The organism is Neobacillus sp. 114, assembly GCF_030127045.1.
Lineage (GTDB): Bacteria > Bacillota > Bacilli > Bacillales > Cytobacillaceae > Neobacillus > Neobacillus rhizophilus.
The window spans coordinates 3755827-3770533 of record NZ_CP126144.1 but is presented as its reverse complement, the minus strand read 5'-3'; the positions used below and the strand labels follow the sequence as shown (position 1 = coordinate 3770533).

Below are 14707 nucleotides of genomic sequence, written 5' to 3'. Positions count from 1 at the left end.
AAAAAAAATAAAGGGTAGGTGAAAAGATGTCAATCAAACGGGCCGCTGCTATTGTCGGCGTTGGAGATGTTGAACTTGAGAAAGGAAAAGTAAAACACGGTCATTCGGTTTTACAAATACAGGCGATTGCTGCAAAAAGAGCATTAGAGGATGCCGGATTATCAAAGGATGATGTCGATGGGATATTTGTTGCCGGACTTTGGGGATTACCTGGCATCGGTTCCTTTCCATCTGTTGTGTTATCTGAATACTTAGGGATTCAACCGAAGTATACCGATTCCACTCAAATAGGCGGATCAGCCTTTGAAGCCCATGTCGGCCATGCGGCTGCAGCCATTCAATCAGGATTATGTGAAGTAGCTTTAATCCTCTATGGAAGTACGCAGCGTTCTGAAAAATCCCGTACATTGGCTGGACGACCGCCAGTCTTAACGGCCCAATACGAAACTCCATATGGATTGCCGTCGCCTGCAGGTGCTTACGCTATGGCAGCCCATCGCCATATGCACCAATATGGGACAAGGCCTGAACAATTGGCGGAAATTGCAGTAGCTACCAGAAAATGGGCGCAATTAAATCCACACGCTACGATGCGTGATCATTTAACGATTGAAGATGTTTTAACTTCGCCAATGATCTGTGACCCATTACATTTACTAGATTGCTGTTTAGTTACGGATGGAGCGGGTGCGATTGTTTTGGTCTCAGCTGAACGGGCCAAAGACTGCCGAAAAAAACCGGTATGGGTTCTAGGACAAGGAGAGTCTCACAGCCATTGGTCCATTCAAGCAATGCCGGATTTAACAGTAACTTCAGCGGCTGTCTCAGGAAAGAGAGCATTTGAGATGGCAGGAGTCACTCATGATGAAATTGATGTTGTTCAAATCTATGATTCTTTCACGATTACCGTTTTACTTACACTAGAGTCTCTAGGTTTTTGTAAATCTGGAGAGGGAGGGGATTTTGTTTCGAATCAGCGGACAGCTCCAGGCGGGGATTTTCCTTTGAACACAAATGGCGGGGGGCTTTCCTATGCTCACCCTGGAATGTACGGAATCTTCTTGTTAATTGAAGCTGTGCGACAGTTGAGAGAAGAGGCGGGAGAGAGGCAAGTGAAAAATTCAAAAATTTCTCTTGTGGCGGGAACAGGCGGAACGCTTTCCTCTACATCCGTGGTTATTTTAGGGAGGGATTAAAAATGATAGAAAAACCGCTGCCTATACCTGATGGAGACTCTGATGTATTTTGGCAAGGGTGTAAAGAGCATAAACTATTGATTCAAAAATGTGAGGACTGCTCCAGCTACATTTTTTATCCACGGGTTTTATGTCCAAATTGTTTTTCTGAAAAAGTCGAATGGGTGCAATCCTCTGGAGTTGGAAAGGTTTATTCCTTTACCATAGCAAGGCGCCCAGGGGGCCCGGCATTTAAAGATGAAGTTCCGTACGTTGTCGCATTGATCGAATTAGAAGAAGGGGTTCGTATGCTTAGTAATATCATTGATGTAGATGTAGATAAAGTAGACTGTGATATGCCGGTTGAAGTGGTCTTTCAAGTAGAAGGAGATTTTACATTACCGAAATTTAAACCAAGAGCTATCTAACATGAACACTAGGGGAACATCCAATATTGATGCTCCTCTAGCCTTAAACCAAGAAGGCATGGAATCCATAACGGAAATAGTTTTGGTTTAAAGCGAAAACTATTCTAATAGTTTAAAAACCTCATCTGTTAAGATCCTTTCACAATGTTTCAACTTTGCAAACACTATGAGGAATTCCTATCAAAACGATCAATATCTCCTTTTTTCATTAGATGGAATATATGTTAACGAAAAATACTGAATTTTATAAAATTTCATTGACGAAAATAAATTTTATATATAAAATAAATTTGGTAGAAATATGAAAACGGTTTCCTACCTGAAAAAGTAATGATGTAACATCTTTTTCAGGTAGGAAGGCTTTAAATGAAGGGGGATTATGGATGTTGAAAAAACCGCTAAAATTCTTAATGGCTATCTTTTTACTCTCCATTTTATTGGTGGGCTGCAGCAGTAATGGATCACTGAAAAGCAGCGGAACTGAGAAAAAACCAGCTTCAAACAAAGGTTCTTCTACAGCTTCTAGTGCTGTCTCACTTCCCAAACAAATGACATGGAGCGTATACGATGTTGGATCCGGTGGATACGCAGAAATGTCAGCAATTGCAAACACATTGACTAGTAAATATGGAACACAAATTAGGATGCTTCCATCCGCCAGCGGGGTAGGACGAATGCTGCCATTAAAGAGTAATCAAGCTTCTATTGGAAAATTGGGTGATGAAATTCAATTTTCTTTTGAAGCAATGGAAGAATTTGCGAAACCCGATTGGGGTCCTCAAGATGTAAGGGCCATTTGGGCACCAATTAGTCAATTTGGGTTTGCGGTTCGAAAAGATTCAGATATTAAATCGATTGCAGATTTAAAAGGAAAGAGGGTTCCTAGAATTACTGGTAATTCCTCCGTTAATATTAAAAACGAAGCAATATTAGCCTTTGCCGGTCTCACATGGGATGATGTAAAACCGGTTGATATTACTTCCTATGCAGGACAAGGTGATGCGCTGCTACAAGGGCAAATCGACGTAGCCGGAATTAATCCAACCGCTTCCACCATGTTTGAAGCAGACAGTAAGGGCGGAATTCACTGGCTTGAAATGGATCCTAATGACAAGGAAGGCTGGGCACGTGTAGAAAAGACTGCATCATGGCTGTTCCCATATACAATGGATAACGGTGCTGGTATGAAAGGCGCAACAAACGTCATGGGTCATGGATATCTTATCGGTGGTTATGCCAGCCAGGATGCAGATACTGTTTATCAGTTATTAAAAGCCATGGATGAAAACTTTAATGACTATCAAAAGGCGATACCAAACTTGGCCCTATATTCTAAAGATAAAGTGTTGACAGAGCCACGCGGTATCCCATTCCACGAGGGGACGATTAAGTTCTTAAAAGAAAAAGGTTTGTGGAGTGATGAAAAACAAGCGAAAAATGATGCATTGGCCGAAAGATATAAGAAACTAAAAACTGCCTGGAATAAGGTAGTCGATGAATCTAAAAAGGAAGGCATTTCTAATGATAAGTTTCCAGCCTATTGGTTAGAGAAAAAGGCGGAACTTATAAAATAAGTTTCTATATAAAAAAAAAAGAAAGTCAGCCGCTGAAAGCTGGCTGACATTCTTTTTTATCAAGATCTCAGCAATGGAGAGACTGTCAAAAATTCGATAATAATAAGATTGGGGGATCTCGCTTGAAAACAGAAAGGCTTAATTTTTTTTGGAAAGTAGTCGTGGCAGTTTCCACTGTTATTGGTGTTTTTCTTTCTATTAATATGTTGTTTTATATCCATTTGTTTGGAATTAACCCCATCCAGAATGCTTACCTCATCTATTTGCTAGGCTGTTTTATGCCGATTTCATTTTTAATTTTCCCTGCCAAGAAAACTCAAACATCCGTCAAATGGTATGATGTTGTCTTTTTTGCTGTTTCGGTCATCATTACTGTTTACCTTGGTTTACAAGGAAAGCGTATCATCGAAGAAGGCTGGGATTGGAACGCTCCAACCATTCCTACATATTTCAGTATTGTGTTATGGGCCTTATTACTTGAAGCACTTCGTCGAACTGCAGGCCTAGTCTTATCCCTTATTTGCTTGGTGATTTCCCTTTATCCCCTCGTTGCTTCCAATGTACCTATCAGTCTATTACAGGGGCAATCCTATGACTTTTTAACATTAGCTAGAAACCATATTTTAAGTTCCAATAGCGTCTTTGGGATTGCTTATACTACGATCGGAAACTTGCTTCTTGGTTTTCTTGTGTTTGGCGTAGTGATCACTCGAACCGGCGGCGGAGATTTCTTCTTTAACCTGGCCCTATCTCTATTCGGGAGAACCCGAGGTGGCTCAGCAAAGGTAGCCGTTGTTGGAAGTGCTTTTTTTGGTATGTTAAGCGGAAGTGCTGTTTCAAATGCAGTAACTATTGGTGCTATGACGATTCCGGCAATGAAAAAGTCTGGTTATAAACCGTACTATGCAGCTGCGATTGAAGCAACTGCCTCGACAGGCGGAACCATTACCCCGCCGATTATGGGTTCGGCTGCATTTATTATGGCCTCTTTTTTGGCAACACCTTACTATCATATCGCCCTTGCAGCGGCAGTGCCTGCCTTCCTTTATTACTTTGGGTTATTTATTCAGATTGATGGATATGCCGCAAAGAATCATTTAAAAGGATTGCCAAAATCAGAGGTACCATCTTTTTGGAAGACATTGAAAGATGGCTGGTATTATATCTTTGCTATTCTCATTATGATCGCCTTTTTAGGATTTTTAAATTCTGAAGGCCAGGCACCTTACTACGCAAGTGTCGCCTTACTGATCATCGCTATGATCAAAAAAGAAACACGTATGAGCAAGAAGCAACTTTTCGACATGTTGTTAGAAATTGGAAAAGTATTAGCCGATATCGTCGTGATCATTGCAGGGGTCGGTTTTATCGTCGGAGCTTTGTCAGCTACAGGAGTATCATTTTCACTGTCAAGAGAACTGGTTGCTGCAGCGGGAGACAGCACCTTCCTTATATTAATTGGCGGAGCGCTTACTAGTTTTATTCTAGGGATGGGGATGACAGTATCTGCCGTATATGTGTTCTTAGCAGTTATCATGGCACCGGCCTTGATAGCCGTTGGTGTGGATCCTATTGCCGCCCATTTATATGTGGTCTACTGGGCAACTGTTTCTTATATCACACCGCCTGTTGCATTAGCAGCGTTTGCCACTGCAAGTATCGCTGGTGCCAGTCCGATGAAAACAGGTTTTCAGGCGGTGCAGCTCGGCTCTGTAAAGTTCATAGTGCCTTTCTTTATGATTTACAACCCGGCCATCTTAATTGGACGCGGCGAGCCTTTAGAGACAGTTCTTAGCATAGTTCTGTCAATTATAGGGATATTTATGATTGCTTCATCCCTCGAAGGATACCTTTTAGGAGCAGGAGCGTTAAAGATTGTAGAACGGTTATTGTTATTTGCTGGAGGGTTATTGATGTTTTTCATGAATCTATATTTGCTGATTATCGGACTCGTTGTCTTGGGATTAATCTATCTCTTTAAAATTAAAGTTTCACTAAATGTCAACAAGGAAAAAGGACAGGAGGTTTAAAATATGTCAAAAATAAATGCGATTGACCGCTTTTTGAATCCCCAATCGATCGCGATTGTTGGAGTATCGAAGGACTTCACCTCTATAAGTGGTAAACCAATAAAAAACTTAATTCATCACAATTATAAGGGGAAAATTTATCCTGTTAATCCAAAATATGATGAAATTGAGGGAATTCCTTGTTATCCAAGCCTATTAGATATTCCCGGAGAGGTTGATGTAGCCTTAATTGCAGTTGCCTCCAAACGGATGCTGCAAATTCTGGAAGATTGTAAAAAGAAACAAATCCACCATCTGGTTCTATTCGGCTCAGGTTTTGCTGAGGTTGGTGATGAAGGAAGAAAGCTCCAAGAACAAGTATTGAAAAAAGCTCAGGAAGCTGGGATTCACATACTGGGTCCGAATTGCGTAGGCTTATTAAACGTTAAAAAGACAATCCCTATGGGTTTTGCCACCTCTTTTGAAACAGAAAAAGGATTCCAAACGGGCAATGTTGGTTTTGCCTCCCAAAGTGGTGCGATCGGGTTTTCCTTATTTGGATTAGCTCAAGAGGAGAATATAGGTTTTTCTTATATCGTCAATACAGGAAACCAAATGGATATTCATTCGCTTGATTGCATCGAATATATGCTCGAAGATAAAGATACACAAGTCGTGGCGGGTTATCTTGAGGGCATACCTGATGGGGAAATGCTGATTGAAATTTCCAAAACCTCTAAAAGGTTGAATAAACCAGTTATTTTATTAAAGTCTGGCCGTTCTGAAATTGGCAGGCAAGCCGCTTTATCCCATACGGCTTCCTTAACTGGATCAGAAGAAACGTTCCAAGCTATTGCCAAACAATATGGATTCATTTCCGTAAATGATGTCGATGACATGATTGATGCCATGAAGGTTTTTAGGAGAGGCAAGAAGACTGCTGGCAACCGTGTTGTCACTATATCCAATTCTGGTGCAGCAGGAATTGCCATGGCAGATTATAGCGAAGTGCTAGGATTGGAAATGGTTCGTATGTCTGTGGAAACAGCAAGAGAAATTAAAGCCATTATCCCTCCATACGGTTCAGCGCTTAATCCAATTGATGTAACTGCTCAAGCGCTAAAAGAACAGCATATTTTAACGGACACACTTGAGATTCTAATTAATGACCAAGACATTGATGCAATAGTTTTTCAAACTACGTTTGGCGGCGTGCTAGGGAAGAAAATCTGTAAAAAAATAGCTGAGATTGATAAATTAACAGACAAACCGATTCTTGTCACAATCACAGGAACCAGTGAGTTGACCGGTGAAGGAAGAACCATTCTGCAAGAAGCTGGCATTCCCGTTTTCTCTACCTCTTATAAAACAATGTTGGCTTTAAAATATTTAGTCGATTTTTCGGCATTCTGCAGGAAAGAAGATGCAGGGCTGCAAGTGCCGGAAAACCAGCCTAATGCAAAGTCTGGAGACATGTCAGGGATTTGGACAGAGGAACGTGTCAAGGAAGAGCTTTCAAAGCTGGACATCCGCGTTCCAAAGGGCACGCTCATTAAAGATCGCAGCCATTTAGAAGCAGTAAAAGAACATCTCCAATACCCGGTTGTATGTAAAGTGATTTCCCGTGATGTTCTGCATAAAACAGACGCAGGCGGTGTGAAGATTAACATTCAAAATTCTCTTCAACTAGAGAATGCCTTTGACGGAATCTTGCAATCTGTTAAACAATATGCTCCAGATGCAAAGATCGAAGGAATTCTAGCAGAGGAGATGTTTCAAGATGAAGGAATCGAAATGTTTATCGGGGTAAAACAAGATCCCCAATTTGGACCTTTAATTGTCTGCGGTCTTGGCGGAATTTTCATCGAAGTGCTAAAGGATGCTTCGATTCGCCGGGCACCAGTTAGTAAACAAGAGGCCTTTGATATGTTAATAGAACTAAAGGGTTATCCTTTGTTAGAAGGAACCAGAGGTAAAAAGAAAAGAGACGTTTCTGCCCTGACGGAGGCCATTGTGAAGGTTTCACAGTTTGCGGCACAACATAAGGAAAAAATTAGTGAGATGGACATAAATCCATTATGGGTGTTCGAAGAAGGGAAAGGCATCGCTGCCTTAGACGGAATTATTATCTGGAAAAACGGCGTGGAATCTACTGTTTCAGCAGGAACTATTTAATCCAAAACGAATAGGTCAGGAGTTAAAAACATGCTAATGTTTTTCACAAATATAAAATTTTGGAGGTATTACTAACGATGGAATTTCGAACGAAAATTGGTAAATCAACCCGTGATCGAATTTTTGTTCACGGTTATGACCTAACAGAAGATTTAATCGGAAAAATTACTCTGGCTGATATGGCATTTCTCGGAGCGATGCATCGGAAACCGACAGAAAATGAATCCAAGATGCTTAACGCACTATTAGTAGCCATCTGCGAGCATGGGTATACTCCAAGCTCTATTTCAACAAGGCTAACTTATTTAGGAGCGCCCGAATCTGTTCAATCAGCCGTTGCGGCAGGCTTGCTTGGTGCGGGAACTGTTTATCTTGGGGCAATGGAATATGTTGCAGAAATGCTTCAGGATGCCTTTCAAAAATATGGAGAGGAAAGAGTTCTACAAGAAATCGCCTCTCATGTCATTAATGAGAGGCAGGAAAGCGGAAAGCAGCTTCCCGGATTTGGTCATCCCGTTCATAAACCCGAAGATCCACGAACAACCCGGTTATTTGCGATCGCTGAGGAGCTGGGCTTCAATGGAAAGAACTCACAGCTTCTTAAAGAGATTCATAGACAAATTTGCGAGAAAAAAGGAAAGACGATTACCCTCAATGCTGTTGGAGCCATTGGTGCTATCATGGCCGACATGGGAATTGATTATCGGGTTGTCAAATCGTTTGCGGTTGCTGCGAGGGCTGTCGGTTTAGTCGCTCATATCGTAGAGGAAGTTGAGGTGGGAAGAAAAGAGAGTTTCGGTCAGCAATTGTTCGACTATATCGAAGAACATACGGACTATAGAGGATAATTTAAGTATTTATAGTTCATTCCGGGCAATCAGGAATGAACTAATTTTTTAGAAAAAGAGAAACAAATTTTATCTTAAAATAATCATTTATGGGAAAGAGGTTTTTATTCTTGAAGAGGAATCATTTAAAAAGCCTGGAACCTAAACTGGGTGGAATGCCAGAGGCGGAGGGACTTAATTTTTTCCTTGATGATCTAAACTTAAATTTATTGATGCGTTTCTATGTTTCGGAGGATGAATATGAAAAAGTACTTCCGCTATTATCAAAAATGGGGGAAGTGGCAGGTACTGAGTTAGATGAATTATCCCGTGAAGCAGACCAAAATCCCCCGGAATTAATCCCTTACAATCGACAGGGGGAAAGGGTTGATAAAATAAGATATCACCCGTCCTATCATCGAATGGAGGAAATCGGTTATGGTGAGTTTGGGCTAGTAGCCATGTCCCATCGACCAGGTGTGATGGGGTGGCCAACTCCTTTTTCGAGGGTGTTAAAATATGCATTTTGGTATTTATTTGCGCAATCCGAGTTTGGACTTTGCTGCCCAATGAGTATGACCGATTCAGCGGCCCGAGTAATTGAACAATATGCAAGTCCTGAAATAAAGAACAAATACTTACCTAGAATGGTCAGTACCGATACAAGTGAACTTTGGACTGGTGCACAATTCATGACAGAAAAGCAAGGCGGATCTGATGTAGGAACCAACTTGGTTACAGCTAAAAAGGCAGGTGACCATTGGGAGCTTTGGGGTGATAAATGGTTTTGTTCTAACGTATCTGCTGATGTTGCGCTGGTGTTGGCACGTCCAGAAGGAGCGAGTGCGGGTACAAAAGGTCTGGCCATGTTTTTAGTACCTAAAAAACTGGAAAACGGTGAGCGAAATCGATATCGAATCAACCGGTTAAAAGATAAGCTAGGAACAAGGGATATGGCCTCCGGAGAAGTTACTTTCGAAGGGGCGGCTGGTTATGTCATCGGAAATCTAGACAGTGGCTTTAAACAAATGATGTCGATGGTCAATTCCTCCCGGCTTTCTAATGCCGTACGTTCTGCAGCCATGATGAGACGAAGTTTTACAGAGGCGCTGGTGACAGTAAGAGGAAGAAAGGCATTTGGTCAGGCCCTAATAGATTTGCCTTTAATGAGAGAGAGCCTGTTTGAACTGCTCCTTATGACGGAAGCAGCCTCATCGGCCATTTTTTACACAGCCCATGTCTTTGATCAGGCTGAGGGTAATCATGATGAATCGAAAAAACTGCTTCGGATTTTAACCCCTCTGCTTAAAGGGACTGTTTGCAAACAGGCACGATATGTAACTGCAGAGGCAATGGAAATTCGCGGGGGCAATGGCTACATTGAAGAGTGGGTAAATCCAAAGCTCGTTCGAGATGCACATGTCGGCTCCATTTGGGAAGGAACAACCAATATCGTGGCTTTGGATGTGTTAAGAGCCATTCACAAGGATGATGGCGGAAGGGCATTTATTAGTGATTTGGAAAAGCGGCTGTCAGGTTTAAAAAATGCTCATGTGCAACGTGGAGCCGAACTTTGCCGAGGGAAAATGGAAAAATTCAAAGAACAAGTAGAGCAAATTGTTCAAGGAAGATCACTGGAGCAAGAAATTTCCGCGAAACGGTTTATGAACCGTATGTACCATCTTTTCACGGCAAGCCTGCTCCTCCAAGAAGCAGAATTTCAACTTTCGTCGAACGGCGGTTATCGAAAATTATATTTATTTATCCATTATTTTCAACGATACTTACACTTGGAGGATGATACGGCCATTTTTGATAAGAACGTAAATGAATGGCTTGATGCGATTATCGATTGGGAGAGTATTCCTGAAAATGTTATCGATCCATTATTGACCGTGATGGAGAAGAATGTAAAAGTATCAACTAAAGCGTCAACTAAGTAAAAGAGTTGAGGATCCGCCATAAAGGCAAGAGATAGGATAGTTGATGTTCAGCACACAAAAATAGGTTCTTTCAAAAAATATAATAGTCCCCATTTAATAAGCAGCCAAAACTTCCAAGTGTTCCTAATGGGGGCTATCCCTATTATCGGTGATTCATTTCCTTAGTCGCGCTGATGAAAAAGAAATTTTATTTGACGGAGTTGAAAAAATTGTTGGAAACCAGGTTAATGCCTAGAGCAAAAGAAAATATACAAGTGAAAAGTTTACTGATCCTTGCCATGTGTTTGCTCTATATTCTTCACAATTTTACCCATTCCAATATCTTTGATTATTTTCTCACAGCCTTCACCATCGTTGTTTTTTTATCCAACCTTAAACAAGCCGAGCCTCTTCCTCGTTATTTTAGTATTTGTATGTTTATGCTTGGATTTTTTATAAATATATATAAAGGTGCAGCGATTGAGGGGACAGTGAAAGGCTTACTCTCCTACCTTCCTTTATTAAGTCTTATTATATTGGTTCCTCTGTTAACAATTCCTATAAAACTCGGCGGTTATTATCATTCCATTCAATTTTTTGTAGAGAAATTAGCTCATCAATTAAGAAAATTATTTGTCAGCATTTCGCTCTTATTGTTTTGCCTAGGACCGGTATTGAATATTGGTACCATTCGAATCCTGCATGAATTGATTGGAAGTTTTAAACTAGCCCCTGAAATACTTGCAAAATCTTATTTGGTGGGGTTTTCATCTGTAATCTTATGGTCTCCCTATTACGCATCGGTTGCCCTGGTTCTTTACCAACTAAAAGTTCCTATTTTGCATTACATACCGTTAGGATTTACCCTTGCCATTATCCAGTTAGTCACCGGAAATTTATTATTTTGGATTTGGTTAAAACGAAGAAAAGATAGTGATGTCATCGCACGGTTTGTGACATCTAGTGATGAACAAAATATTAATGTACAACAAGGAAAAAAACATCAAAAAAATATGCTTAATCTAGCCGGACTATTTTCTCTGATTATTGGAATGACATTCCTCCTTGAATTTTTAACTAAGTGGTCAATGTTGTTTTTAGTGAGCTTAGTATCAATTACCTTTCCTGTTATTTGGGCTGTAACGAAAGGGAAATGGAGTGATTTTACAGGACAGTTTATTATTTTTAAAAATACATCTGTTGTTAATATGAAAAATGAGATTGTTTTATTTATCAGCGCTGGCCTTTTTTCTAAAGCATTGACTGGAACAGCCGCGGCTGACAGTATTAAACTTTTCCTAGCTCATACAGCTTCCATTTCTTTTTTGCTTTTTATCCTCTTTGTCGCCGGAACGATCTTGGTCCTTACCTTTATTGGGGTTCATCAATTAGTCGTCGTTTCAGCCCTAGTCACCCAAATGGACGCGAACATGCTCGGAACACGGCCCGAGGTACTGGCATTATTGTTGATGCTGTCCTGGTCTTTGTCTTCCGTAATAAGTCCAATTAATCCTATTAATTTACTTGTAAGTAGATTATTAGGGAAATCTAGCCTTTCCGTGGGGTTACGGTGGAACGGAGTATTTTTGTTAATCATGCTTATAATTGGATCAACATTTGTTTATTTGATTCATTAAAAGTAGAATTGGCTATTGTTAAATATTAGAAGTTATTAATACCAGCAGTGGCTGGAGTGGGCTTGTTACAACTATAGACCATTCGAAAAGGAGTTGAAGCTATTCATACCAATTCGGGAAGTAAGAAAGGACTCAGTAATTTTTACTGAATCCTTTAATAAATATGACTGTAATGAACGGATTCAAGTTGAAACATCGAGATGCCAAGAGAAGAGTGAACGTCCTTCAGTTGAATTTTTTTATTTGGTTTTTCGTAATTCCAAATATTGAACGGTCTTACCATCACGGTCAATCTGAACGATTAATTGGCTTTTATTAAATGTATAAATCATTTGTTCACAACTAGCACTTTCATAGCAGGTAACGGTCTTTATTTCATTTGGGTTTCCATAAGCATCGAGGATTTTGTTTTTGTCAGTGGGGATGTAAGTGGTTGTTAGAAATTCCGGATATACCTGCAGTTGTTCAATGGAATCATTGGCTGCATTAAAGTTTATCCGGACCCCGGCACCTTCGTTTTGATAATAAAGCGACCTAGTATTCTTATCATCCGCTGTTTTGGTTGGCTGACCGAATTTTTTAAGGAGCTGATTGTCAGAAGTTCCTAGTGTGATTCCATTTATATGAAGAGGCTTCTCAGATAAAAGAAAAGCATCTTTTATCCCAATATCCTTTACCTTCTTCTTCATTTTATCTGCATTGGATTTATTCGAAAAAGCACCCGCTTGAACACGATATAAGTTTTTACCATTCATGACTTTTTTAACGACGGTCGCTTCAATTCCTTTCTTTTTCAAAAAAGCAACCCGCTTATCTGCATTCGTTTTCTTGCTAAATGAACCAGCAACGACAACATATAATGGTTTGGTTTGTTCAAAATCTGGAATCATTAACTTTTGACCGGCAATAATCGTGTTGCTGGTTAGTTGGTTGTATTCCTTTATATCTTCAACGGAAATATGGTATTTTTTCGAAATGCTATATAATGTATCTCCTTTCTTGATAACAATATAATTGTCCTTAGCGAATGTAGTCGCCTGACCAAAATAAAATACTGAACCGACCAACAATGTACAAAGGACTGCCTGCAAGAACCGTTTAAATTTTTTCATTTATTTTCACCTCATTTATACTGACGAGGGAAAGAACTTTTTGATTCTGATAAATAAGCCCAATTATTTTTGAAAAATAAAAATGGGTACATGATATCATTCTGATCTAAAGATTATATGAGCCCGGACCACAGATTAAATCAATCAATGGGGCGCATAGAAAGGTTATATGAGCCCGAACCGCAGATTTAATCAATCATTGAGGCGCATAGAAAGGTTCTATGAGCCCGAACCGCCGATATAAACAAGCGTTGGGGCGCATAGAAAGGTTATATGAGCCCGAACCGCAGATTTAATCAATCATTGAGGCACATAGAAAGGTTCTATGAGCCCGAACCGCAGATATAAACAAGCGTTGGGGCGCATAGAAAGGTTATATGAGCCTAGACCGCAGATTTAATCAATCATTGAGGCGCATAGAAAGGTTCTATGAGCCCGAACTGCAGATATAAACAAGCGTTGGGGCGCATAGAGAGGTTATATGAGCCCGAACAAAGATATAAACAAGCGTTGGGGCGCATAGAAAGGTTATATGAGCCCAGACCGCAGATTTAATCAATCAATGGTGCGCATAAAAAGGTTAAATGGGCCAGAACCGCAGATTTAATCAATCATTGAGGCACATAGAAAGGTTATATGAGCCCGAACTGCAAATATTATCAAGTATCGGAGCGCATAGATGGGTAATAAATGACTGGGAGTAATTTTCACGAAATCTAAATAAATATCACTTCCAGCAGCATATGTCCACTGAAAAAAAGATTCATAATGAAGATAATCGATTTTTTTCATGGAAATGGAGTTGGCGAGAACATGAAGCATGTTGTCATCACTGGAAGTACAAGAGGAATTGGTTATGGACTGGCCCGGGAATTTTTACTGGCGGGATGCAGGGTAACGATAAACGGACAATCCCAGGAAAGTGTTGAGCGAGCATTGCAAAGCTTAAGAAAGATAAATCCTGATACTGTTGAAGGATATGCAGCAAGAGCCTATAATCGAGACGAATTAGAACAATTGTGGATTTTATGCCGAAAAACATTTTAGCACTATTGATATTTGGATTAATAATGCAGGAATTGACTAGGAGCGAAAGTATTTTTGGGAAAGGGCCGAAGAGGAGTACGATAAAGTGATTCGTACGAACCTTAAAGGTGTTATGAATGGCTGCCATGTTGCCTTTAATCATATGCTAAAACAAGGTTCCGGCCAAATTTTTAACATGGAGGGCTTCGGCAGCAATGGAATGATGCGCGAAAAGATAACTTTATATGGGACATCCAAAAGTGCCGTCAGCTATTTTACCCGCTCGTTGGCAATTGAAGCCAAGCAGAAAAATATAAAAGTGGGGACATTAAGTCCAGGAATGCTCGCGACAGACTTTCTACGAAAATCGCTTGATGAACATAACCGGAAAATCTTCAACATCTTGGGCGATAAGGTCGAACCAGTAACGAAATTCCTTGCCGCGAAAGTGCTCGAAAATCAAGATAATGATGCAAAAATCCAATGGAAGACCAAACCAAAGGTAATATGGCGATTTGCCACATCTATGATTAGTAAACGGGATATTTTTAAATAATTTTTGATTTATAAAGAGGTCTCAAAAAAGCTTATAAACCAGCCTGAAAAATCTGCGCCATATGAGTTGTGAAATAAAAAAAAACGGGCGATATTTTATTTGAAAATCTGATTGATAAATTATTGTTTAATGCATCAATGTATAAATATGACTTTAATAAATTTCAAATTATAAAGAAATTTACACAAAATTAAAAAAAGCATTATTAGAGATAAATGAATTAATGAAGCCTTTAGGAAGAAACTTTATTGGCAAAATTTTAGTTA

General features: G+C 39.9%; 10 protein-coding genes and 1 pseudogene. 10 read left to right on the top strand and 1 reads right to left on the bottom strand.

Going from position 1 to position 14707, the window contains the following annotated elements; all coding sequences use genetic code 11:
• Positions 1-26 precede the first annotated feature (26 nt).
• From QNN06_RS18250 to QNN06_RS18215, 8 genes are all read left to right on the top strand, one after another.
• Complete coding sequence (locus QNN06_RS18250; protein WP_284035679.1) at positions 27-1196, top strand: acetyl-CoA acetyltransferase; 1170 nt, start codon at positions 27-29, stop codon at positions 1194-1196.
• Positions 1197-1198: 2 nt separating this feature from the next.
• Entirely contained in the window at positions 1199-1603 is a 405-nt protein-coding gene (locus QNN06_RS18245; RefSeq protein WP_213119404.1) for a Zn-ribbon domain-containing OB-fold protein, read from the top strand.
• A 383-nt stretch (positions 1604-1986) separates the two neighbouring features.
• Entirely contained in the window at positions 1987-3177 is a 1191-nt protein-coding gene (locus QNN06_RS18240) for a TAXI family TRAP transporter solute-binding subunit (protein WP_213119405.1), read from the top strand.
• Between the two features lie 122 nt (positions 3178-3299).
• Complete coding sequence (locus QNN06_RS18235; RefSeq protein ID WP_217036612.1) at positions 3300-5207, top strand: TRAP transporter permease; 1908 nt, start codon at positions 3300-3302, stop codon at positions 5205-5207.
• Between the two features lie 3 nt (positions 5208-5210).
• Positions 5211-7361: an acetate--CoA ligase family protein gene (locus QNN06_RS18230; protein WP_284035678.1), complete on the top strand. Its 2151-nt coding sequence runs from the start codon at positions 5211-5213 to the stop codon at positions 7359-7361.
• Between the two features lie 77 nt (positions 7362-7438).
• Complete coding sequence (locus QNN06_RS18225) at positions 7439-8209, top strand: citryl-CoA lyase (RefSeq protein WP_284035677.1); 771 nt, start codon at positions 7439-7441, stop codon at positions 8207-8209.
• A 110-nt stretch (positions 8210-8319) separates the two neighbouring features.
• Positions 8320-10131 (top strand): acyl-CoA dehydrogenase family protein, encoded by a 1812-nt coding sequence (locus QNN06_RS18220; protein WP_284035676.1) that lies wholly within the window; start codon positions 8320-8322, stop codon positions 10129-10131.
• A gap of 227 nt (positions 10132-10358) precedes the next feature.
• Complete coding sequence (locus QNN06_RS18215; protein ID WP_284035675.1) at positions 10359-11747, top strand: hypothetical protein; 1389 nt, start codon at positions 10359-10361, stop codon at positions 11745-11747.
• A gap of 239 nt (positions 11748-11986) precedes the next feature.
• Here the strand turns inward: QNN06_RS18215 and QNN06_RS18210 are convergent, their stop codons facing one another.
• A complete protein-coding gene (locus tag QNN06_RS18210; protein ID WP_284035674.1) occupies positions 11987-12859 on the bottom strand; it encodes a LysM peptidoglycan-binding domain-containing protein in 873 nt (290 codons plus the stop codon).
• A gap of 768 nt (positions 12860-13627) precedes the next feature.
• Between QNN06_RS18210 and QNN06_RS18205 the strand changes: the two genes are divergently transcribed.
• Positions 13628-13906 carry an SDR family NAD(P)-dependent oxidoreductase gene (locus QNN06_RS18205; protein ID WP_284035673.1) on the top strand — a complete coding sequence of 93 codons (279 nt, stop codon included), beginning with the start codon at positions 13628-13630 and terminating at the stop codon, positions 13904-13906.
• A 64-nt stretch (positions 13907-13970) separates the two neighbouring features.
• Positions 13971-14441, top strand: a pseudogene (locus QNN06_RS18200) (SDR family oxidoreductase); the annotation flags it as partial.
• Positions 14442-14707 lie beyond the last annotated feature (266 nt).